At 74.5% G+C, this 20,638-nt stretch carries 20 protein-coding genes; 7 read left to right on the top strand and 13 right to left on the bottom strand.

What is annotated here, in order from left to right; translation table 11 throughout:
* Positions 1 to 84: 84 nt before the first annotated feature.
* The 4 genes from NDAS_RS27500 to NDAS_RS29060 all read right to left on the bottom strand — a co-directional run bounded on the left by NDAS_RS27500 (position 85) and on the right by NDAS_RS29060 (position 2,962).
* Positions 85 to 1,068 (bottom strand): LacI family DNA-binding transcriptional regulator, encoded by a 984-nt coding sequence (locus tag NDAS_RS27500; protein ID WP_013156543.1) that lies wholly within the window; start codon positions 1,066 to 1,068, stop codon positions 85 to 87.
* A gap of 135 nt (positions 1,069 to 1,203) precedes the next feature.
* The gene (locus tag NDAS_RS27495) at positions 1,204 to 1,875 is read right to left on the bottom strand and encodes a hypothetical protein (protein ID WP_013156542.1); all 672 of its coding nucleotides are present in this window, start codon (positions 1,873 to 1,875) and stop codon (positions 1,204 to 1,206) included.
* Between the two features lie 235 nt (positions 1,876 to 2,110).
* Entirely contained in the window at positions 2,111 to 2,728 is a 618-nt protein-coding gene (locus NDAS_RS27490) for a DUF1707 SHOCT-like domain-containing protein (RefSeq protein WP_013156541.1), read from the bottom strand.
* A gap of 84 nt (positions 2,729 to 2,812) precedes the next feature.
* Positions 2,813 to 2,962, bottom strand: coding sequence for a hypothetical protein (locus NDAS_RS29060; protein ID WP_013156540.1), 150 nt, complete (start codon positions 2,960 to 2,962; stop codon positions 2,813 to 2,815).
* A gap of 108 nt (positions 2,963 to 3,070) precedes the next feature.
* On the opposite strand from NDAS_RS29060, the gene NDAS_RS27485 reads away from it, so the two are divergent.
* Together NDAS_RS27485 and NDAS_RS29105 are read left to right on the top strand one after the other, a co-directional pair.
* Complete coding sequence (locus NDAS_RS27485) at positions 3,071 to 3,439, top strand: hypothetical protein (protein WP_013156539.1); 369 nt, start codon at positions 3,071 to 3,073, stop codon at positions 3,437 to 3,439.
* A complete protein-coding gene (locus NDAS_RS29105; RefSeq protein WP_013156538.1) occupies positions 3,436 to 4,023 on the top strand; it encodes a hypothetical protein in 588 nt (195 codons plus the stop codon). The genes NDAS_RS27485 and NDAS_RS29105 overlap by 4 nt, the downstream gene beginning before the upstream one ends.
* On the opposite strand, the gene NDAS_RS27475 is transcribed toward NDAS_RS29105, so the two are convergent.
* The gene (locus NDAS_RS27475) at positions 4,020 to 6,500 is read right to left on the bottom strand and encodes a PEP/pyruvate-binding domain-containing protein (protein ID WP_013156537.1); all 2,481 of its coding nucleotides are present in this window, start codon (positions 6,498 to 6,500) and stop codon (positions 4,020 to 4,022) included. The genes NDAS_RS29105 and NDAS_RS27475 overlap by 4 nt on opposite strands.
* 268 nt (positions 6,501 to 6,768) lie before the next feature.
* On the opposite strand from NDAS_RS27475, the gene NDAS_RS27470 reads away from it, so the two are divergent.
* Together NDAS_RS27470 and NDAS_RS27465 are read left to right on the top strand one after the other, a co-directional pair.
* Positions 6,769 to 7,164, top strand: a complete 396-nt coding sequence (locus tag NDAS_RS27470) for a hypothetical protein (RefSeq protein WP_013156536.1) — start codon at positions 6,769 to 6,771, stop codon at positions 7,162 to 7,164.
* 16 nt (positions 7,165 to 7,180) lie between these two features.
* Positions 7,181 to 7,855 (top strand): hypothetical protein, encoded by a 675-nt coding sequence (locus NDAS_RS27465; protein WP_013156535.1) that lies wholly within the window; start codon positions 7,181 to 7,183, stop codon positions 7,853 to 7,855.
* 90 nt (positions 7,856 to 7,945) lie between these two features.
* On the opposite strand, the gene NDAS_RS27460 is transcribed toward NDAS_RS27465, so the two are convergent.
* The 5 genes from NDAS_RS27460 to NDAS_RS27440 all read right to left on the bottom strand — a co-directional run bounded on the left by NDAS_RS27460 (position 7,946) and on the right by NDAS_RS27440 (position 14,938).
* Entirely contained in the window at positions 7,946 to 8,581 is a 636-nt protein-coding gene (locus tag NDAS_RS27460; protein ID WP_013156534.1) for a class I SAM-dependent methyltransferase, read from the bottom strand.
* Positions 8,582 to 8,619: 38 nt separating this feature from the next.
* Complete coding sequence (locus NDAS_RS27455; RefSeq protein ID WP_013156533.1) at positions 8,620 to 8,991, bottom strand: STAS domain-containing protein; 372 nt, start codon at positions 8,989 to 8,991, stop codon at positions 8,620 to 8,622.
* Between the two features lie 419 nt (positions 8,992 to 9,410).
* Positions 9,411 to 10,529 (bottom strand): methylmalonyl Co-A mutase-associated GTPase MeaB, encoded by a 1,119-nt coding sequence (gene meaB, locus NDAS_RS27450; RefSeq protein ID WP_013156532.1) that lies wholly within the window; start codon positions 10,527 to 10,529, stop codon positions 9,411 to 9,413.
* Positions 10,530 to 10,790: 261 nt separating this feature from the next.
* Positions 10,791 to 13,007 carry a methylmalonyl-CoA mutase gene (gene scpA / locus NDAS_RS27445; RefSeq protein ID WP_013156531.1) on the bottom strand — a complete coding sequence of 739 codons (2,217 nt, stop codon included), beginning with the start codon at positions 13,005 to 13,007 and terminating at the stop codon, positions 10,791 to 10,793.
* Positions 13,004 to 14,938, bottom strand: a complete 1,935-nt coding sequence (locus NDAS_RS27440; protein ID WP_013156530.1) for a methylmalonyl-CoA mutase family protein — start codon at positions 14,936 to 14,938, stop codon at positions 13,004 to 13,006. The genes scpA and NDAS_RS27440 overlap by 4 nt, the downstream gene beginning before the upstream one ends.
* A 411-nt stretch (positions 14,939 to 15,349) precedes the next feature.
* Between NDAS_RS27440 and NDAS_RS27435 the strand changes: the two genes are divergently transcribed.
* From NDAS_RS27435 to NDAS_RS29480, 3 genes are read left to right on the top strand one after another with little or no spacing between them, the layout of a single operon-like run.
* Positions 15,350 to 16,084: a hypothetical protein gene (locus tag NDAS_RS27435; protein ID WP_013156529.1), complete on the top strand. Its 735-nt coding sequence runs from the start codon at positions 15,350 to 15,352 to the stop codon at positions 16,082 to 16,084.
* 45 nt (positions 16,085 to 16,129) lie between these two features.
* Entirely contained in the window at positions 16,130 to 16,669 is a 540-nt protein-coding gene (locus NDAS_RS27430; protein ID WP_013156528.1) for a DUF4184 family protein, read from the top strand.
* 37 nt (positions 16,670 to 16,706) lie between these two features.
* Positions 16,707 to 16,910, top strand: coding sequence for a hypothetical protein (locus NDAS_RS29480; protein WP_013156527.1), 204 nt, complete (start codon positions 16,707 to 16,709; stop codon positions 16,908 to 16,910).
* Positions 16,911 to 17,005: 95 nt separating this feature from the next.
* On the opposite strand, the gene NDAS_RS27425 is transcribed toward NDAS_RS29480, so the two are convergent.
* The 3 genes from NDAS_RS27425 to NDAS_RS27415 are packed head-to-tail and all read right to left on the bottom strand — an operon-like array spanning position 17,006 to position 20,324.
* Positions 17,006 to 18,244 carry a sulfotransferase family protein gene (locus tag NDAS_RS27425; RefSeq protein ID WP_013156526.1) on the bottom strand — a complete coding sequence of 413 codons (1,239 nt, stop codon included), beginning with the start codon at positions 18,242 to 18,244 and terminating at the stop codon, positions 17,006 to 17,008.
* Between the two features lie 20 nt (positions 18,245 to 18,264).
* A complete protein-coding gene (locus tag NDAS_RS27420) occupies positions 18,265 to 18,666 on the bottom strand; it encodes a hypothetical protein (RefSeq protein ID WP_013156525.1) in 402 nt (133 codons plus the stop codon).
* Positions 18,667 to 18,695: 29 nt separating this feature from the next.
* A complete protein-coding gene (locus tag NDAS_RS27415) occupies positions 18,696 to 20,324 on the bottom strand; it encodes a serine/threonine-protein kinase (protein WP_013156524.1) in 1,629 nt (542 codons plus the stop codon).
* Positions 20,325 to 20,638 lie beyond the last annotated feature (314 nt).

The raw sequence follows: 20,638 nt of genomic DNA, 5'->3' as shown, positions 1-20,638 counted from the left end.
ACTTTTTCCGGTGTCCCCCGCCACATTCCCCGTTCGGGCGCGGAGCGCGGCCGTGGGCGGAGCGCGGTCGGGCGTGGCGCGCGGTCAGGCGCGCGGGGCGGTGCTCTCCCGGGAGGTGAGCCGGGGTTCGAGCAGGGTCACCCCGGGGTTCCCGGGGCCGTCGATCTTGTCCATGAGCAGACCGACCGCGCGGGCCCCGACCTCCTCGGCGGGCAGGTCCACCGAGGTCAGCGGCGGGGCGCCGGGCGGGACCGGGCCGATGGCGACCACGGACAGCTCGGGCGGGGTGCGGCCGTGCTCGGCGAAGGATTCGAGCAGCGGACCGACGGAGGGCTCGTTGTGCACGATGAGGCCGGTGAGGCCGGGCCGCTCGCGGAGCAGGTCCTCCGCGAGGCCGTGCGCGGTGTCGGGGGAGCACGGGTGCAGGGTGGCGCGGACGCCGCGCTCGGCGGCGGCGCGTTCGAAGCCGGTGGTGGTGCGCTCGGCGAACCCGGTGCGCCGTTCGTACACCGAGGGGGGCTGTCCGACGAAGGCGAGGTCGGTGTGGCCGAGGTCGGCGAGGTGGTGCACGCAGGCAGCACCGGCGGCGGCGAAGTCGAGGTCCACGCAGGTCAGGCCCTCGGTGTCCTCGGGGACGCCGATGAGGACCGAGGGCAGGCCCAGTTCGCGCAGGACGGGGACGCGGGCGTCGTCGGCCTCCACGTCCATGACGATGACCCCGTCCACCATGGCGCTGCCCGAGACCCGGCGCAGGCCGTCGGGGCCCTCGCCCTGGGTGAGCAGGAGGACGTCGTGGTCGTGCGCGCGGGCGGCGGTGACCACGGAGACGGCGAAGCGCATCGCGACGGGGACGTGGACGTCGCCGCGGAGCGGGATGACCAGGGCGATCACGTTGCTGCGGCGGCTGGCCAGGGAGCGGGCGCCCGCGTGCGGCTGGTAGCCGAGGGCGTCGATGCTCTCCCTCACGCGCCGCCGGGTGGTCTCGGAGATCGACCGCTTGCCGCTGAGGACGTAGGAGACCGTGCTCGGCGACACGCCAGCGTGCCGGGCCACATCGGAGATCCGCACCGTGCCGTCCCGTCCGTTATCGAACCGATTCGATGCGCTGTTGCGCACCGTGTTGTCCCGGCGCGGAGCCGATGGGCGCCGCCGGGCGAGGAGCGGTCACGGAGCGTGGGGGTGAGGGGGGAAGGGGCGCCGTGGTCAGTCCTCGCGTCCGAGCGTACCGGAGGAGCCCGCGGCGGCGAGGTCGTAGGTCTCACGGAACTGGCGGACCCTGCGCTGGCGGCGCATCATCAGGGGGACGAAGGCAGCGATCATGGCCACCAGCGTTCCTGCCATGAACAGGTTGATCAGGGCGACCAGAGATTCGCTGTCGTAGATGAGCAGGGCATTGGCGACGTTGGGCACGGCGACGAAGCAGCCGAAGACGAGCATGAACTTCGGCGACCTGGAGGTGTCGCTCTGGTCGGCGAGGATGCGCCCGAGCCGGTTGGTCTCGGGGTCCGGGTGGAGGGTGCCCCGCATGATCTGCCAGTGCGCGGCCCAGGCCTTGGCCGGGTCGGCGTCCACAGGTAGCGGCCTGCCCTTGACCATGCGGCGCGTCATCCACGTGCAGAAGAAGCCGCCGAGCGCTGTGAGGACCAGCGCCCCGGCCAGGGTGCCTCCCGCGATGACGGGGAGCGGCCCACCGAAGCCCTCGGCCACCAACAGGGGGCCGAACAGCAGGGAGGCGGAGAAGACGCTGAAGGCGCCGACGCCCAGGGCTGTGCGGAGGCCGAACTGACGCGGGTTGTTCTGGGCGTAGATGTTGAATCGGCCCATGAGGGTGCCGAACCGCCCGGGGGCACGGGGGATGTCGCGGTTCCTGTTCATACCGGCGAACTACCCCGGGGCGCGCCGCGCACATGGGACCAACGACCCGAAGGGCGCACGGCGGGCCGGGGCGTCCCGGAGCCGACAGCAAGCGCCGGGGGCCTGGCCCACCACCCGGCCGCGGTCCTGCCTCGGCGGAGGGCGGCCCGCATCCGAACCCCTTCAGGAGGCCGCGACGGATCAGGGTTGTCCACGTTCGAGGAGGACAGGGTGCGGACGACCTCGGGCGGGGCGGCTAGTCCTGCTTCGGGTTGCTGTTCAGCTTGCGCCGTTCCCAGCGGTTGGGGTGGCGGATGACGACCCCCGCCATGCCGCCGGACCCATTGAGCCGGATCAGCGGGGTTCCCGCGAGCCGGTCGGGGGTCGTCTTGTCCTTGAGGCCGCCCATGCCGGGGTCCACGCCGCTGGTGTCCGCCGCCCAGCCGTCGGGGATGACGATCGTGACACCGGCCGCCTCTCCGTAGGCCTCCACCACGACCTCCGTGAGGCGGCACTCGACCCGGCTGAAGTCGATCTTCACCCCGGCTATGCCCCCGTGGGCGATCACGTGCCCGGGCACCTCCCAGCGCCCGGGGCCGAGGGACGCGCCGTGCATACCGCCCTTGACCACCAGCGGCGGCCGGCTTTCGGGGAGCTGCGGCTGAGGCAGGTCGGCGGTCAGGACGGCCAGCTCGGCGTGCGTCTTGGAATTCAGCGCCTGCTCCAGGCGCGTATCCAGCTCATCGAGGTCGATGCGCCCCTCGGCCGCCGCGTCGCGCAGTTGCTCCACCACCGCGTCCCGGTCGGCGTGGGAGGCGCGGAGGTCTCCGGGGGGAGCGGTGCGCGCGGGGGGCTTCGGAGGCTGGGCGTTCATGACCCAAGGATAAGAGCGGACGAACCGGACTGTACATCTCGGAGGCCGAACCTGTCGGGACCGCGGGTGCCGGTGTCCCCGTGGCTAGCGGTAGTACACCCCGATCCGGGAGCCCGCGACCTCCTCGACCCGCACGTCCAGGTCGAACACGTCCCGCAGCACGAGGTTGGCGTGTGTGCTCCGGGACGCGGCCGGGGCGGGTCGGGTTCGGGTCCCCCGGGCCTGTCTGGCCACAAGCGGCCGTGGCCGCCTCGGACGCCTCCCTGGCGGGTACGTTCTCCTCGCGGCACGCACGAGCACCGCGCCACGGCCCCGTCGACTCCCCCACCGAAGAGGACCGCAGTGAACCTCCACCTGCCCTACCTGATCGGACCTCTCCTCCTTCTGCTGGTGGGCCTCTTCGCACTGGTCTGCTGCTTCGCCGCCGCGCCGGAGCGCCGCGCGCTCACCGGACTGGGCGCGGCGGCGCTGCTGGCCTCCTCCGTCCTGTCCCTGCTCGACCAGCTCTTCTCCCCCTGGGTGCGCGAACAGGCGGCGGACTCCGAGACCACCGCGCTGATCACGAGCGTGTCGTACTACCTGTCCGCGGCCCTCCTCGGCGCGGGCATGCTCCTGCTGGTCCTGGCCGCCACCCGGAGGACGTCGCGGGCCGAACCGCCCCCTCCGTCATCCTCCCCCTTCGACGGACCGCACGAGGAGGCCTGGCGATGACCGAGCAGGGCCCCGACCTGGTGCGTTTCCTCCTGTCCCTGCTGACCGTCGTGCTCCCCCCGCTGCTGGCGGGGGTCCTGGCGCTGGTCCTCGCCCAAAGGGCTCCCGGCGGGCGCGGCTTCGTACGCACCGGAGGCGGCCTGCTCGCGCTCCTCAGCGTCGTCCAGGGGGCCCGGGAACTCTGGTTCCGGTTCCTCTTCCTCCCGTCCTTGGTGGAGAACGGTGAGGTGCCGGTCCCGTTCCCGGCGCTGTTCGCCCTCGACATCGGGGTCCACGTGCTGCTCGCGGTGGCGCTCGTCCTGCTGCTGTGCGCGGTGATCAGCTCCCGGGGACGGCGGCACGCACCCCGGGGAACCGTGCCGCGACGACCGGAGCAGCGGCCGGAACCACGGGGCGGACGACCGGGCGGCGCCCCGTACGGCGGTGGCCGCTCCTCCGCGCACGCTTCGAACGCCCACACGGCAACGGGCGATCCCGGCCATCGCGGCGACGCTTTCGACGGCGGGGGCGGCCACCATGACGGCGGCGGAGGCGGCCACAACGGCGGCGGGGCCGACGGAGGCGGCGGCGGAGGCGGCTTCTAGCCCTCCACCGGTCTGGGCTCCTCCGGTCTCTCCCCGCCCTCGACGCGGACCGTGCCCGCGGCACCGTCGACGGTGATCCGCTGCCCGTCCCGGATCACCTCGGTCGCCCGGGGAACGCAGATCACGGCGGGGATGCCGTACTCCCTGGCGACCGTCGGCCCGTGCGCGATGGTGGACCCCGTCTCCACCACCAGCCCTCCGGCGGTCATGAACAGCGGTGTCCATCCGGGATCCGTGCTCTGGGCCACCAGGATCTCCCCCGGTTCCAGCGTGGCCCCCGCCGGATCGTGGACCACCCTCGCCACCCCGGTCGCGGTTCCCGAGGAGGCGGGCACGCCGAGGAGTTCCCCGTCCCGCCCGGAGGTCGGGGCGGGCAGCGCCGCCTCCACGTCGGTGCCGTCGGACAGCAGGACCGGGGGCACCCGGCGGCGTCCGCGCTCACGCAGGTACCCGGCGTGGCGCTCGGCGACGAGCGCGCGCTGGTCCGCGCCCTCCACCAGGGCGCGTGCCTCCGGCATGCGGAGGAACATGATGTCGTCGGGCGCGTCCAGCCGTCCCGCCCCGGCCATCTCGGCGCCGACGAGGAGGAGCTGCCGACGCGTCTCGGCGATGGCGAACAACCAGGAGAACTTGGGGTACTCCCGCATCCCGGCCAGGGCGCGCGCACGGCCGAAGGAGAACGACGCCAGACGCGCGCGGACGGGCCGGGAGGCGAGCGCCCTGCGGACCAGCGCGTCCCGTGTGCGTTCGGCCTCGGCGGCGGCCCGGGCGAACCTCCGGTCGGGTTCCTGTTCCGGGTCGCTCACCCGCAGGTAGTTGGCGATCGCCGCGAACAGGGGCGCGGGGTCCTCCGACCACCGGGGCACGCCCACGTCGACCTCGGCGGCTCCGCGGTGCCCGTACCGCTCCAGGAAGACGTCGAGACCGATGTCGGGGAGCGTTCCCGCCCGGTACCCGGACGCCAGTTCGTCAGGCGGGGTGTCCCTGAACAGCTCGCCGTGCCCGCGCGCCCCGACCGCCAGTCGCCACAGCGCCAGGTCCATCTCCGTGGTGACGTTGTGCGGCATCCCGCCGAGGACGGCGGCCACCTCGCCCGGTTCGGCGATCCCCCTGAGCAGCAGTTCGGGCGCCTTGACGGAGAGGACCGCGACGCACAGGGGCCCCATCATCGGGGCCATCCCCTCCGTCAGCGCCTCGTTCTGGAGCCGCGTCGCGTGCCGCAGACGTCGCGCGGAGGTGAGCGCGTGCTCCGGGGGGCGGGTGGCACGCGCCCGGAGCACCGCGCCGGACCGCAGGAAGCGCCTCCTGGCGTCGTCGGGGTCGACGAGCGCGGCCACGGCGTCCCCGAGGACCCTGCCGGTGAGCGGCAGCGCCCGCGCGACGGCCCCGACCACCCTGACCGGGTCGATCCGTCCGCCGGGGCGCGCGGCGAACCGCGGGTCGTCCAGGAGGGAGCGGATGGCCGCCGCGGCCCGGGGGCCGTAGACGGCCATGCTGTCCGGCAACAACCCGCGGATCCAGCGGTTGCGCAGGTAGGGGGTGAGGTCCAGGTAGAACCTGCCCGCCACGTCGGCCACCACCGCGTCCCCGCCGTCGGGGCCGGTGCCCCGGGAGCCGAGCCACGCGGAGGCGACGATTCCCAGCACGGACAGGCCCATCGGGGTGAACGGGCGGAGCATGCCCTGCATGTTGCCGACCTCGAAGTAGGCGCGGGGCCCGTCGTCGTGGTGGTCGGGCAGCGGGAAGAGGGTGGTGACCGGGCGGGACTGGAGGATCCAGGGGGTCCCGTCGCGGTCCAGGGCCCATTCGACGTCCTGCGGTGAGCCGAAGTGGCGCTGGAGCCGCTGCCCGGCGGCGTGCAGCGCCGTCACCTCCTCCGGCGACAGGCACCCGTCGTCCGGTCCCTCGGTCCCGCCGTCCGCGGCCACGACGTAGTGGTCGGGCCGGACCGTGCCGTCGACCACCGCGGTCCCGAGGCCGGGGACGGCGTCCAGGACGGTCTCGCCCCGTGTGCCGGTGACCGGGTTGGCGGTGAACAGCACCCCCGCGGCCCGGGGATCGACCATGCGCTGCACGACGACGGCCATGTGCACCCCGTCGTCGTCGATTCCCCGGTCGCGCCGGTAGGCGACGGCGCGGTCGGTCCACAGGGAGTCCCAGCACCGGCGGACGGCCGTGAGGAGGTCGTCGGCGCCCTCGACGTCGAGGTAGGTGTCCTGCTGTCCGGCGAAGGAGGCGTCCGGCAGGTCCTCCGCGGTCGCGCTGGACCGTACGGCCACCCGGCCGCCGCCGAGGGCCTCGTAGGCGGCGGTCACCTCCTCCTCCGGCAGCCTCCCGGAGCGGTGGGCCTCGGTGGTGACGCAGAAACCCGGGGGCACGCGTTCTCCGGCCGAGATCGCCCCGGACAGCCCGGCGGCCTTGCCGCCGACCAGGTCGGCCCCCACCCCGTCGATCCGATCCAGTTCCACCACGAGCACGACGTCACCTCCGGCTGCTGTGCCACCGCTTCCCATGCTCCTCGCCGGAGGCGGGGGCCGCCAGAGCCGAAAGGGATCTGTGGAAAACTCCCGCGGCGGGTCGGTCGTCTCATCACACATACGCGGACCGCGGCGCCCGGCCGCCGCCGCGGACGGTCCCGCCGCCCCGTCCCACGCGGGCGACGACGGCCCCTCGCACCGGCGCTGAACAGGCGAACAGCCCGGCGTGAGAGTCTGGATCCGCCCGTGCCCCCAGGAAAGGCCCCGGATGCACCTGATCTCTCCCCTCTACACCGCCTCCTCCGTCATCTCCCTGCTGTTCGAGGTCCTCTACCTGCTCTTCGGCGTCATCGTGCTGGCCCTCAGCGGCGTGGCGGCCTCCGGCCGCAGGGGGCTCGTGGCGACGGGCGGCGCCCTGATCGTCCTCAGCGCCCTCGGCGACCTGGCGGTCCAGATCTGGTCCTTCACCCCCATGTACGCGGGCATGGACATCGCGGTGCACACCACGGTGCTCCCGGCCCTGTACCTGATGTTCACGCTGCTCTTCGTCGGCGGCCTGCTCGCCCTGGTGCTGGCCGCGGCGAAGCGCCTCACGGCCCGGACGACCGCTCCGCCACCGCCGCCCGGCCACCACCCCGGTCCGCGGCCCTTCCCGACCCGCTGACACGAGGAGTCCTCCGATGTCCTCCCTTCCCCCGACCCTGGGTCCGCTCCTCTACGGCCTCGGCACGCTCCTCCTCCTCGCGGTGGGGATCACCGCCTTCGTCCGCGCGAAGGGATCGCCCTTCCCCGGCGCCGTCCGGACCGTGGGGGCGCTGCTCACCGCCGCCGCGCTCGTCCAGGTCGCGAGCTCGGTGGTCTCCTTCGCCCTCGGGGTCGTGGACCTGTCCTTCGAAGCGGTCATGACGGTCACCGGGCTGACGAGCGTCATCGTGGAGCTCCTGTACGGGCTCCTGGTCACCGGAGCGCTGGTCACGCTCGCCGTGGCCCTGGTCCGCTCCAAGTCCGCCGCCGCCCGCGCCGCCGATCCGGCGACCGCGGGTCCCACGGCCGGGCAGGCGTTCGCACCGCCCGCACCCGGCCAGCCGTACGGGTTCGGGCAGGCCCACCCGGCGCCGCCCGAGCACGACCGTCCCGGGCACGGGTACGGTCACCCCGGCGGCGGGCCCGCAGGTCACCCGGGGCCCGCCGGTCACCCCGGACCGGAGGTCCACCAGCCCCCGTCCGGTGAACCCGGGGGCGGCACCGGCTGGAGTCCGGGCAACAGCGGGGGTTTCGGCGGCGGCGCGGGTCCCTCCTCCGACGGCGGGGGAGGCTCCTCCTCCGGTGACGGCGGCGGCGGTGGCGGAGACTGATCTCCGGCGCACCGGACCGCGCAGCGGCACGACCGACACTGCCGGCACGACCGGTACGACACGAAGCGACCGGCCTGACCTCGAAAGGGGTCAGGCCGGTCGCGTGTAGACCAGGGAGTAGCGCCAGAACAGCAGCCGCCGCAGACGTGCGCCGGGCAGCACCTCACCGGCCTCCTCCGCGATCTCGCGCAGACCCATCTCCGGGTCGCGCACCGGCATCTCGGCGGTGGGTCCCACCTCGTGCGGGTTCGGCGTGCCGGTGAGCGCGCGGCCCAGCCGCAGACCGGCGCCGACCACCCACTGCGGGCCCAGTGCGGCCAGGCCGGTCGCGACGTCGGCGGCGCCCCTCTCGGCGTACAGGCCGAGGACGGCCAGCGTGCCGCCGGGGGCGAGGGCGGCGGCCATCCGTTCGAGCGAGGGCCCGAACGGCATGTGGTGGACGCTGGCGATCGAGCTGACGAACCCGTACCCCCCGGGAGGCGGCTCCGTCTCCTCCAGCGCGGCCACGCGGTAGTGGACCGGCAACCGGGCGGGCGTGCGTTCGCGGGCCATGGAGACCATCCGCGGTTCGGGGTCGATCGCGTCGACGGCGATCCCGCGGGAGGCCAGGACCCTGGCGAACCTACCGCCGCCGCACCCGACGTCGAGCGCTCGGGTGCAGTGCGGGGGCACGTGGCGGAGGAGGTGTTCGTGGTAGTGGCTGTTGTGGTCCCAGGAGATGTCCACGGGACTCGGGGGAAGGACTGGACCCATACGCCCGGAGGCTATCCGGCCTGGCGCTTGGCCTCCAGTGCCTCCATGGCGGCGACGGCGGTGGCCACGGTCTGGTGGACCGGGACCTGGCGGTGCAGGCCGACCAGGCGGACGACCTTGGTGACGCGTTCGTTCAGAGCGGCCAGCGCCAGTGATCCGCCCAGTTCACGGACGGTTCTGTAGGCGTTGATGATGACGTTCAGACCGCTGGAGTCCATGAAGTCCAGAGCGGACAGGTCCAGGATCAGCCAAGGACCGTGGTCCTCGACGGCGGACTGGATGTGTTCCTGGAGGTCGGCGGCGGTCGCGATGTCGAGTTCTCCCTCGATCGCGACGATGACACTGCGGCTCTCCACCCGCGTGCTCAGCCCAAGCCTGTGCACGTTCACTCCTCCCGGCCCCACGTTGAGATGGTGAGGGGTCCCTTCGCTTAACCATACGCAGACCGGCGGACCACGCCCACCCGGACCGGCGCCACTCCCACAGAGCCGGTCCGACGTCAGGGGGGAGCGTATGGTACGTCCGCGAGCCTGGTAAGTCGTTGGACACACACGGTATAAGCGAACCGCCCGTTCGGGAATGGCATACCGGAAGAAATTTTCGCCTCCTGGGCACGAACTCGGCGGTGAGCGCCCGTTATCTACCGTTGTCCCCGGGACATTTCATGACATGGGATGTGCCATGGACACCCGGGCAACGCTGCACGGCGGCGCCGCCGTCACGGGACGTTCACCCGATGGACGAAACCCGCGTCCCGGCCGGGGGAGGCGGACGGCGCCCCGGCACCGCGCCTCCCCGGCGTTCACCCGTCGGACGAACCCGGCTCCCGGGAGGGCTCCGTGCCGCGCTCCGGCCCCGCGCCGCCTCCGGGTTCACCCGTCGGACGGACCCCGCGGCCCCGGGTGAAGGAGTCCAGCAGCGTGCGCGCGGCGAGGGTCGCCGTGGTCTCCCCCGACCGCACCCGCTCCTCCGTCCCGGGCAGGAGCGAGGCCACCCGGGGATCGCGCAGGAACGCGTCCATGAGCTGGTCGCGGACCTGGTCCCACATCCAGCTGACCCCCTGGCGGCTGCGGCGCTCGGCCAGCGCGCCGTCGCTCTCCAGCACCGCGCGGTGCCGGGTCACGGCGTCCCACACCTCGTCGAGCCCGTCGCCGGTCAGACCGCTGCACGTGAGTACCGGCGGACGCCAGTCCGGGTGCACCGGCTGGAGCAGCCGCAGCGCCCGCGACAGCTCGCGGGCCGCCTTGCGCGCGTCGTCGGCGTGCGGTCCGTCGGCCTTGTTGACGGCGACCACGTCCACCAGCTCCAGCACGCCCTTCTTGATGCCCTGGAGCTGGTCGCCCGTGCGGGCCAGCGTGAGGAAGCAGAAGCAGTCCACCATGGCGGCGACCGCGACCTCGGACTGGCCGACGCCCACCGTCTCCACCAGGACCACGTCGAACCCGGCCGCCTCCATGAGCAGCATGGTCTCCCGCGTGGCCCGGGCGACGCCGCCCAGGGTCCCCGCCGTGGGCGAGGGCCGGATGAACGCGTCGGGGTCCACCGCCAGGCGCTCCATCCGGGTCTTGTCACCCAGGATGCTGCCTCCGGTGCGCGTGGAGGAGGGGTCCACGGCCAGCACCGCCACCCGGTGCCCGGCCTTGGTCAGCCGGGTGCCCAGCGCGTCGACGAACGTGGACTTGCCGACGCCGGGGACCCCGGTGATCCCCACCCGGCGGGCCCCGCCGGTGTGCGGCAGCAGCCGCACCAGCAGTTCCTGCGCGGCGCGCGCGTGGTCCGGGCGGCGGGACTCCACGAGGGTGATCGCCCGCGCGAGGGTGGGCCGGTGCCCGGCCAGGACCCCCTCGGCGAGGGCGTCCACGTCCACCGGGCGGCGCCGCCCCGAACGCCGCGCGCCCGGCACGGAACCCTGCTCCGCCACGCCTGCCTCCCTCTTCCCGGCCCCGGGGGCCGCGTCCCGGCCCGGCTGGTCCTGCCCCCGCCGGGCCCTCGCCCGCCGCGTCCTCCACGGACGCGGTTTCCCTCCGCCGCGTCGCGGTCCGCAGCGCTCCTCCGCCGACGCGCCCTCCGCTACCGCGCCCACACACGCCGCGCCCCGGTCCGCCGCGCACTCGTCCGCCCCGTCCGCCGCGTGCCCGCGCCGCCGGGGCGGCCGACCCCGCGGGCACCCCTCGCGCCTCCCCTACCCCAGCCGTTCCTCCAGCTGGTCGAGCAGGTCGACGGCGGCCTCGGCGATGACCGTCCCCGGCGGGAAGATCGCCGACGCGCCCGCCTCCCGCAGCGGCGCGAAGTCCGCCGGGGGGATGACCCCGCCCACCACGATCATGATGTCCCCGCGGTCCAGCCGGGCCAGCTCCTCGCGCAGCGCGGGCACCAGGGTCAGGTGCCCCGCGGCCAGGGAGGACACCCCGACCACGTGCACGTCGGCCTCCACGGCCTGCGCGGCGACCTCGGCCGGGGTCTGGAACAGCGGGCCGACGTCCACGTCGAAGCCCAGGTCGGCGAAGGCGGTCGCGATCACCTTCTGGCCCCGGTCGTGGCCGTCCTGGCCCATCTTGGCCACCAGGATGCGGGGTCGGCGGCCCTCGTCCTCGGTGAACTCCTCCACCCGGCGGGTCACGCGCTCCATGAGGTCGGCCGCGTCGGCGCTGCCCGCCGCCTCGTCCCTGTACACACCCTGAATCGTACGGATCTGCCCGGAGTGGCGGCCGAAGACCCTCTCCATGGCGTCGGAGATCTCGCCCACGGTGGCCTTGGCGCGGGCCGCGTCGACCGCCGCCGCCAGGAGGTTGCCGGTCAGGGCCTCGTCCGCCCGGGACCCGCCCCCGGCGGCCGCGGTGAGCGCGTCGAGCGCGGCGCGCACCCGGCCCTCGTCGCGCTCCTCGCGCAGGCGGCGCAGCTTCTCCAGCTGCTGGGCGCGCACCCGGGAGTTGTCGACCTTGAGGACCTCGATCTCGTCCGCGGTGTCGGGGCGGTACTTGTTGACGCCGATCACCGGCTGGCGGCCCGAGTCGATGCGCGCCTGGGTGCGGGCGGCGGCCTCCTCGATGCGCATCTTGGGCAGCCCGGCGTCGATCGCGGCGGCCATGCCGCCCGCCTTCTCCACCTCCCGGATGTGCTCCCAGGCCTTGGCCGCCAGCTCCTGGGTGAGGCGCTCCACGTAGTAGCTGCCGCCCCAGGGGTCCACGACGCGGGTGGTGCCCGACTCCTGCTGGAGCAGCAGCTGGGTGTTGCGGGCGATGCGCGCGGAGAAGTCGGTGGGCAGGGCCAGCGCCTCGTCCAGGGCGTTGGTGTGCAGCGATTGGGTGTGCCCCTGAGTGGCGGCCATCGCCTCCACGCACGTGCGGGCCACGTTGTTGAACACGTCCTGGGCGGTGAGCGACCACCCCGAGGTCTGGGAGTGGGTGCGCAGGCTCAGCGACTTGTCCCTGGTCGCGCCCAGGTCCCTGACCAGGCGCGCCCAGAGCAGGCGGGCGGCGCGGAGCTTGGCGACCTCCATGAAGAAGTTCATGCCGATCGCCCAGAAGAACGACAGGCGCGGCGCGAACGCGTCCACGTCCAGCCCGGAGCGCTGACCGGCGCGGATGTACTCCACGCCGTCGGCCAGGGTGTAGGCCAGCTCCAGGTCGGCCGTGGCCCCGGCCTCCTGCATGTGGTAGCCGGAGATGGAGATGGAGTTGAAGCGCGGCATCCGCTGCGAGGTGTAGGCGAAGATGTCGGAGATGATCCGCATCGACGGCCGCGGCGGGTAGATGTAGGTGTTGCGGACCATGAACTCCTTGAGGATGTCGTTCTGGATGGTCCCCGACAGCTTCTCCGGCGGGACGCCCTGCTCCTCGGCGGCCACGATGTAGAGCGCCAGGACCGGCAGCACCGCGCCGTTCATGGTCATGGACACGCTCATCCTGTCCAGCGGGATCCCGTCGAACAGCTGGCGCATGTCGTAGATGGAGTCGATCGCCACGCCCGCCATGCCGACGTCGCCCGCCACCCGGGGGTGGTCGGAGTCGTAGCCGCGGTGGGTCGCCAGGTCGAAGGCGACCGACAGGCCCTTCTGCCCGGCGGCCAGGTTGCGCCGGTAGAAGGCGTTGGACTCCTCGGCGGTGGAGAACCCGGCGTACTGGCGGATGGTCCACGGCTGGTTGACGTACATGGTCGGGTAGGGCCCGCGCAGGTAGGGCGGGATGCCGGGCAGCCCGTCCACGAAGTCCAGGCCCGCGCGGTCGGCGGGGGTGTACAGCGGCTTGACGCCGATGCCCTCGGGGGTCTCCCACTCCAGGGCGTCGGCGGCCTTGCCGGTGCCGGCCTCCAGCGCTCTCTGCCAGGCGGCGTGTCCGGAGGCGGTGTCACCCGAGAAGGCGGGGAGCCGCGGCGGGACGTCGGAGAAGTCGGGGATCATGCGTGCGCCCCCTCGGCAGTGGCGGACGGTGCCGGCGGATCGGTGAGCAGGACGTCGACCAGGTCGGTGAGGAGGGCGACGGCGTCGCACCCCCGGTGGGCGAAGGCGTCGACCCCGGCTTCGCGGTAGGAGTCGTCGGGCGCGCCCGCGAGCAGGATCCGCAGGGCCCCCGCGCGCCTGAGCGCCCGCGCGGCGTCCTCGGCCTGCTCGGCGTAGACCGCGTCGGAGGAGCAGAGCACGGCGACGCGGCTGCCCGAGGCGGCGAACGCCTCCGCGACGGCGGCGGCGCCGTCGAGCGGGCCGGGTTCGTGGGAGGCGACGCCGCCCGCGGCGAGCAGGTTGGCCGCGAAGGACGCGCGGGCCGTGTGCGCGGCGACCGGGCCCAGCGTGGCCAGGAAGGCGGTGGGCCTTCGGCCGGTGTCGCCCGCGCGGGCGTCGCTGCGGTCGCGCAGCGCCTCGTAGTCGTCGGCGTAGCGGCGCACCGGGAAGCCGCCGGGGACCGGGGCCGGCGGCCGCGAGGGGTCGGCGGGCCGCACCAGCGGGACCTCGTCCGCGTTGGGGAACTCGCTGACGCCGGTGAGCGGGGAGCGCCGGTGGGCGAGGTCGAGGCGGCGGCGCGTCCACACCGCGTCCACGCGCTCGCGCAGCAGGCCGTGCTCGACGGCCTCGGCGGCCCCGCCCTCGGCCTCCAGTTCCCGGAAGAACGCCCAGCCCGCCCGGTACAGGTCGCGGGTGAGCGCCTCGACGTAGAAGGAGCCTCCGGCGGGGTCGACGACCCGCGCCAGGTGGGACTCCTCGATGAGCAGGGACTGGGTGTTGCGGGCGATGCGGCGGGCGAAGTCGTCGGGCAGGCCCACGGCGGAGTCGAAGGGGGCGACGGTGACCGCGTCGGCTCCCCCGACCCCGGCGGCGAAGCAGGCCACGGTCGTGCGCAGCATGTTCACGTGGGGGTCGCGCCGGGTCATCATCGCCTCGGAGGTGGCGGCGTGCAGGCGCATGGCGCGCTGGTCGGCGGGCACCCCGCTGGCGTCGAGGACCTGGTCCCACATGGCGCGGACGGCGCGCAGCTTGGCGATGACGCCGAACTGGTCGGCGTTCGCGGCCAGGCGGAACTCGATGCGCCGCGCGGCGTCGGGCAGGTCCATCCCGGCGGCGTGCAGGGCGCGCAGGTAGGCGGTCCCCGCGGCGACGGCGAAGCCGAGTTCCTGGGCGTCGGAGCCGCCCGCGTTGTGCACGAGGCGGCCGTCGGCCACGAACAGCCCCAGGCCGGGGCGCCCGCGGGCCAGCTCCGCGGCCAGGCGGGCGGGGTCCATGACGTCGGGGCGCTCGCCGGCCAGGGCCGCGGTGCCGAGGGGGTCGATGCCCAGGTGGGAGATGATCCGGCCGTCGGGGACGCCCGCGTCGGCGTGGGCGTCGAGCAGCGCGGTGGCGGCGTCGGCGTGGTCGGCCCCGGCGTCCAGGACCACGGGCGCGAGGTCGAGGTGGACGTCGCCGAGGGCCCGGCCGAGCGCGGAGACGGGCAGGCCGGTGCCGCCGACGGCGATCCACAGCGAGCTGACGCCGTTCATGAGGTCGGCGTGCAGGCGCCGCCGCAGGACGTCCGGGTCGGCGTCGGTGTGGCGGGCGCGGATGTCCCAGCCCTCGGGGACCGACCCGCCGGGCCGGTGGCCCCGGGTGAAGGGGGGCAGCCCCGGGAAGCCGGGGTCGGCGGCCGGGGGGTCGCCGGTGTAGAGGGGTTCGATGTCGAACCCGTCGTAGGTGTGCGTGGCCAGTGCCGACTCGGGTGTGTCGGCGAGCCGGTCCTCGGGGACACCGCTCTTGCGCAGTACCCCCGCCACGAGTTCGCGCCACCGCTCGTGTGTGGCGGCGGGGAACCCGTCGGCCGGGTTGGGGGCGCCGGATCCGGCGGCCCCGCTCTCAGGGACGTCCATATAGTGGATGGTAGAGAATCTCGTTCGGTCGCGCCGCCCCGGGGTGTGGGGCGCGGCACACCCCGGCGCCGGACCCGGCCCGCCGGAGGAAGCGCCGGATCCCTCCTCCCGCGCCGCCACGCCTCCGCCCCCGGGGAGTGCGGCGCACGCGCACGGCCGCGAGGGGGTACGCGCGCTTCCGCGCCTGCTCACGGCGGGGGCGGACTCCTCAGGGGGTCTTCGGCTCCTCTCGGGTCCCGCGTTTCACCGAAGTGTCACCGCACGCGTTCTTTCAGTGAAGTGGAACACACTCCTGGTATTCGGTGAACCGACGGAGGGTGACGGGAGTCGGAATGGCGGGCCACCCCATGCGTTTCACGGTCCACTGGCATCCCCCTCCCCCCACCCCCACCAAGGACGAAAAGGACAGAGATGCCCTTCTTCCCCCCTCACGGCCGCTTCGCCCTTACCCCGGCGGTCTCCCTCTCGCTCGTGTTCGCCCTGTCCGCCTGTGGCGGCGGGGAGGACCCCGCGGAGGCCTCGGCGCCCTCGGAAGAGGCCGCCGAGGAGACGACCGCCGCGGAGGGCACTCCGCCGGAGGCGCTGTCCCAGGAGGAGCTCGCCGGGCTCCTCGTCGAAGCACCCGTTCCCGTCTCCAGACCCCAGGTGGACGAGTCCGCCCTGCCCCCCGAGCCCGAGGACTCCGCGTCGGTGTCCGAGCGGGCGGCCTGGGCCCTGCTGACGGAGGTGACCCGCAAGGCCTCCCTCGTCGATCCGAGCGCCGCCGCCGCGTGTCCCGAGCAGATGACCGAACCCGTCGAACCGGGTCTGAGCTGCACCCTCACCTACGGCGGCCTGGACATGCAGTTCCCGGTCCTGGCCGGGGACGGCGGCGCCGCCTTCCGGTTCGAGTACCCGGAGCTGCCCACCGTGCGCGAGGTCGTCGAGGACACCATCCGCTTCGACCACGGCGTCGAGGCGGTGTACTGCGACATGGACGACGTCGTGGCCGTCGAGCCGGGCGCGGAACGGGCCCCCTACCTCTGCTACGCCCGGGACGGAGGGCTCGCGGGGTCGGACTCCCCGGAGGACACGGTCTCCCCCTACGAGGTCTACGTGCTCATCGGGGGGACCCTGGCCACCTACCAGTACCTGGACGCGCAGTAGCGAGGCCCGCCGGGGCCGCGCGGTCCCCGGCCGAGGAAGGACGACGTGCCCTTCACCCCCAGCCATGTCGCGGCGGTCCTTCCCCTGGCGCGTACCGGGCTGCCGCCGGCGGCCCTGGTCGTCGGGTCGGTGGCGCCGGACCTGCCGTACTACCTGCCGCTGCCCGTGGCCGCGGCGACCACGCACGGCCCCGCGGGGCTGTGGCTGGACGTGCTGCTCGGCGGCGCCGTGCTGGTGGTGTACGCGTACGTGCTCCGTCCACCGCTGCACGCGCTGGCCGGAGCACGTACGCGGTTCCCGCGCGTCCGGGCTCCCCGGTCGGCGCGGGAGGCGGCGCGGGCGGCCGCGCTGACCGCCGCGGCGCTGGCGGCGGGCTCGGTCACGCACATGGCCTGGGACTCCTTCACCCAGACGGGCGGGGCCCTGGTGCGGGCCTGGCCGCCGCTGAGCGCTCCGGTGGCGGGCCCGCACCTGCTCTACAACGTGCTGATGTACCGCGAGTTCGGCGGGCGGCCTGGCCGTCCTGGCCTGGTGGGTCCACCGCGAGCGCGCCCGCCGCGCGGACGCCGGGCGCGCCGGCCGTGAGGCGGATGGGCGCCCCGGGTCCGTCCCCGGCGACCGCGTGCGCGTCCTGGCCCTGTCCGCCCTCGCCGTGTGCGCGGTGGCGGGCGCCGTGGCGGGCGGTCTGCCCGACCGCGCGCAGGTGAGCGGCTACGACCTCGTGCGGTGCCTGCTCGTCGGGGCCGTCACCGGCACCGGGCTGGGCCTGGCCGCGTGGACGGCCGCCTGGTGGTCGTGGCGGCCGCTGCACCGCACGGCGCGCTGACGCCACGCGGTCGCGGCGGCCGTCCGGAAGGTCGCCGCGTCCGCGACGGCGCGGACGCGAGCCCGGCCCGGGCCGGGTGGCACGGACGCGTCCCCTCAGGTCCCGCCTCCTCCCGCGCGGGCCGCCTCGGCGCCGGTCGGGTCCGGGCCGAACGCCGCGTGCACCTCCTCGGCGGTGAGGCCGTAGTACTCCAGGTCGTACCGGTGGCCGCCCGGGTTCCTGCGCCGGTCCGCGCGCGTGTAGGCGAGCGTGCGGGCCCGGGTGTCGGGGTCGAAGTCCTCGCCGAGGCCGCTCCAGACGCGTTCGGCCGCCCCGAGCGGGTCGGAGGTCAGCTCGCCGTAGGGCAGGTCCAGGAAGCGTTCCGGACCGTGCTCGCGGCGCACGCGGCGGGCCCGTTCGGCTCCCGCCGCCCAGATCCCCAGCCACTCCCGGCCGATCCAGTGCGGGTCCACGTCGCTGTTGTGGATGCGCATCGAGGTCTCGGTCAGGCTGGCCCACGACGCCATGGCCCGCGCCGGGTCGCGGTCGGTCATGACGACCACCGCGTCGGGGAAGACGTTGAGCAGGGCGTCCAGGCTGAGCAGGTGCAGGGGCGACTTGAGCACCCAGCGGCGCGCGGGCCGCTTCCACTGCAACGCCTGGAGCTGCTGTTTGAGGTAGGCGTAGTCGGGGGTGGCGTCGCGCCCCTCGACCCAGGCGCGGTAGTCCGGGGAGGCGGCGCGGACGTGGAAGAACATCCCCTGCGGCAGGAGGAAGACGCACTCCTCGGGTTCGAGCGGGTGCATGGGGTGGATGGTCTGGAACCCGGGTCCCATGGCGTCCATGCCCCGGACCAGCCTCCGCGCCAGCGCGAGGCGCTCGCGCCTGCCCACGGTGCGCTCCCCGGGCCTGCCCGTGTCGGGGACCGGGCTCAGCATCTCCCACAGCCGCGGGGCGCGGGCCCGGACGTGCTGGGCCAGGAGGCCGTGGCCGAACGTCGTGCCCGTCCTGGGCAGTCCGGTGATGAACACCGGCCGCTCGACGGGCTGGGCCGCGACCTCCGGGTTGGCGTCGAGCAGGTGGAGCATGCGCAGGCGCGTCTCCAGCCGCCGCCGGACCTCTCCCCGCAGGCCGATCCGGCCGATCGGGGTGACGCCGGGCACCGCCTGCCAGGCGTCGTGGAGCACGCGCGTGTCCGAGAGGAAGGGTTCGTCGGAGGGCCAGGGGAGCCCGCTGCTGGCGGAGGCCTCCGCCAGCATGGCGTCGAAGGCGCCCTCGGCCGCCCCCAGGCTGTTGTCGAAGGGTCTGAGCAGGGTGTTGACCGGGTTCATCCACCACGGGTGGTGCACGTTCACAAGCGCCCTCTCCTGTTGTGTCAGCCGCAGTTGGTGCCGTTGCGCAGGACCCATTCGTCGCCGACCACGCCGCCCCAGTCCACGCAGTGGCCGGCGGCGTCGGCGTAGACCGGGCCCGCGTACTCCGTCCAGTCGCCCGGGTCGGTGTCCCAGGAGGTGGAGTCGCTGCGTTTGAGGGCCGCGTCCATGTTGACGGCGCTGCCCGGGTCGGTCCGCACCACGACGACGCAGTTGCGGCCGTTGGAGTTGTTGTAGGTGAGGAAGACGGTGCCCCCGTTGACGGAGGCCTCGTTGACCACCCCGTATCCGCTCCCGCACTGGCCCCCGTAGGAGGCGGCGGTGGCGGGCACGGGGGTGCCCACCGCCATGGTCAGGGCCAGGCCCGCCACGGCGGCGGTCCCGCGTACGAGGGTCTTCGGCATGTCTCTCCCGTCGTTTCGGGTTCCGGCCCCTACCACGGCGGGGTGCCCGTGCCGCTGGTGCTGTGCCGCTCCACCAGGCGGGTGATGGTGACGGTGCCGTCGGCGCCGGTGGTGTAGGTGACCTCGGCGGTGATGACGCGGCTGCCCTGGTTGACGTAGCCGGTCAGGGCCGAGGGGGTGGAGGCGACCGAACCGGCGCCGCCGTCGCCGACCGATCCGCCCTGGCTCTGGCAGAAGCTCCACGCGCACACCACCGTGGCGCCGTCGAGCACGGCGTACTGCCCCGAACCGCCGGGGGTCTGGAAGGCCACGACGTGCTCGCCCGGTGGGCGCGTTCCGCTCGCGCCCACCCCGGCGCCCACCGTGGCCGTCGTGGTGGTGGACCCGCCGCCGGAATCCCCCTCGTCCTCAGCGCTCTGGGACGCCTCGTCGGAGGGGCTCGCGGAGGGCTCCTCGGAGGAGGCGCCGTCCGGCCGCTCCTGGTGTCCGCGTTCCGGGTTCTGCTGCTCCCCGGCGGCCTGCCGCGCCTCGGCCGTCCCGGTCGGCTCGTCCCCGAACCAGGCGGCGACGGGCAGGGAGTCCCAGTTGGCGGCCAGGGCGACGCCGCCGAAGCCCAGTCCCGCGAGCAGGACGAGGGCGCCCAGGGCGGCGCCGACGACGGTCAGCGTCCTCCCGGCTCCGCCCCGCCTCTCGGGGGCCACCGGGAACTCGCGCTCGGGTGCGGTCCGCACGCCCTGCCACTGGTGGTCGACGACGGTGGCCATGACGCCGCCCGCCTCCGCGGCGGAGTCCGGCGGGGTGTGGGAGCGCCTCGGGTCGCCCGCCGCGATCACGCCGCCGACCAGCTCCAGCGCGGTCGGCCGCTCGGACGCCTCCTTGCTGAGCGCGCGTGCGGCCAGGTCCGCGAGGGGGCCGGTGAAACCCGCGGTGTCGGGTTCGCCGCTGATCACCCGGTGCGCGACGGCCGCCGGGTCGCCGGTGCCGAACGGCGGGCGCCCGGTCGCCGCGTAGGAGACCAGCGCACCCCAGGCGAAGACGTCGTCGGCGGTGCTGGGGGGTTCGCCGCGGTAGTGGGCGGGGCTGATCCAGCCGGGCGAGCCCAGCACGGACCCGGTGCGGGTCAGCGCGGTCTGGTCGATCGCGCGGGCCACGCCGAAGTCCAGGACACGGGGTCCCTCGGGCGACAGGATGACGTTGGCGGGCTTGAGGTCGCGGTGGGCGATGCCGATCTCGTGGATCTGGGCGAGCGCCTCGGCCACTCCGGCGGCCAGTCCGATCAGCAGCCATCCGCCCAGGGGCCCGTGCGCGCGCGTGTAGGCGCTGAGCGTCATCCCGCGCACCAACGGGGTGGCCAGCCAGGGGCGCTCGGCCTCGGTGTCGGCGGCCAGCAGCGGCACCGCGCAGGCTCCGCCCACCCGGCCCAGCAGCCGCACCTCGCGCGCGAACCGCGCCCGGAACTCGTCGTCGGCGGAGTACTCGGGGTGGATGAGCTTGACCGCGACGAGCGCGCCGTTCCGGTCGAGGGCCGCGTACACGACACCCATACCGCCGGAGCCCAGGCGCCCGAGGGTCCGGTAGGGACCGATCCGCGCGGGGTCGGTGGAGGTCAGGGCGGTCGCGGTCGCGGGGAGCGTGACGGCTGAGGGGTGCGTACTCACGGCTGTCGTCTCACAGGCCTCGTCTGGAGTGGGGATGAGGTGCGCGGTGAGCCCGCGCCCTTCTCCAGGGCAGGGGAAAAGGTGCGCTGTGGGCGTGACGGGGGGATGTGGGGTGAATCCTAGCCGGTCCCGGTGACGCCTTCCCGGGTCGGCCGACCGAAGGCGGCGACCGCCCTGGTCAGAGGCGGAGGACTCCACCACCTCGGGCGACGCGCGGGCCCGGGCCGCCGCGGGAGCGGCGTGGTGCCGCCGATCGGACACGTCGGGCCGCGGAGACCCGTCTCCGTACCTTTTGGGGTGTCTTCGGGCGGCAC

It is taken from the genome of Nocardiopsis dassonvillei subsp. dassonvillei DSM 43111 (assembly GCF_000092985.1).
Lineage (GTDB): Bacteria > Actinomycetota > Actinomycetes > Streptosporangiales > Streptosporangiaceae > Nocardiopsis > Nocardiopsis dassonvillei.
This window is presented reverse-complemented; position numbering and strand designations above follow the sequence as displayed.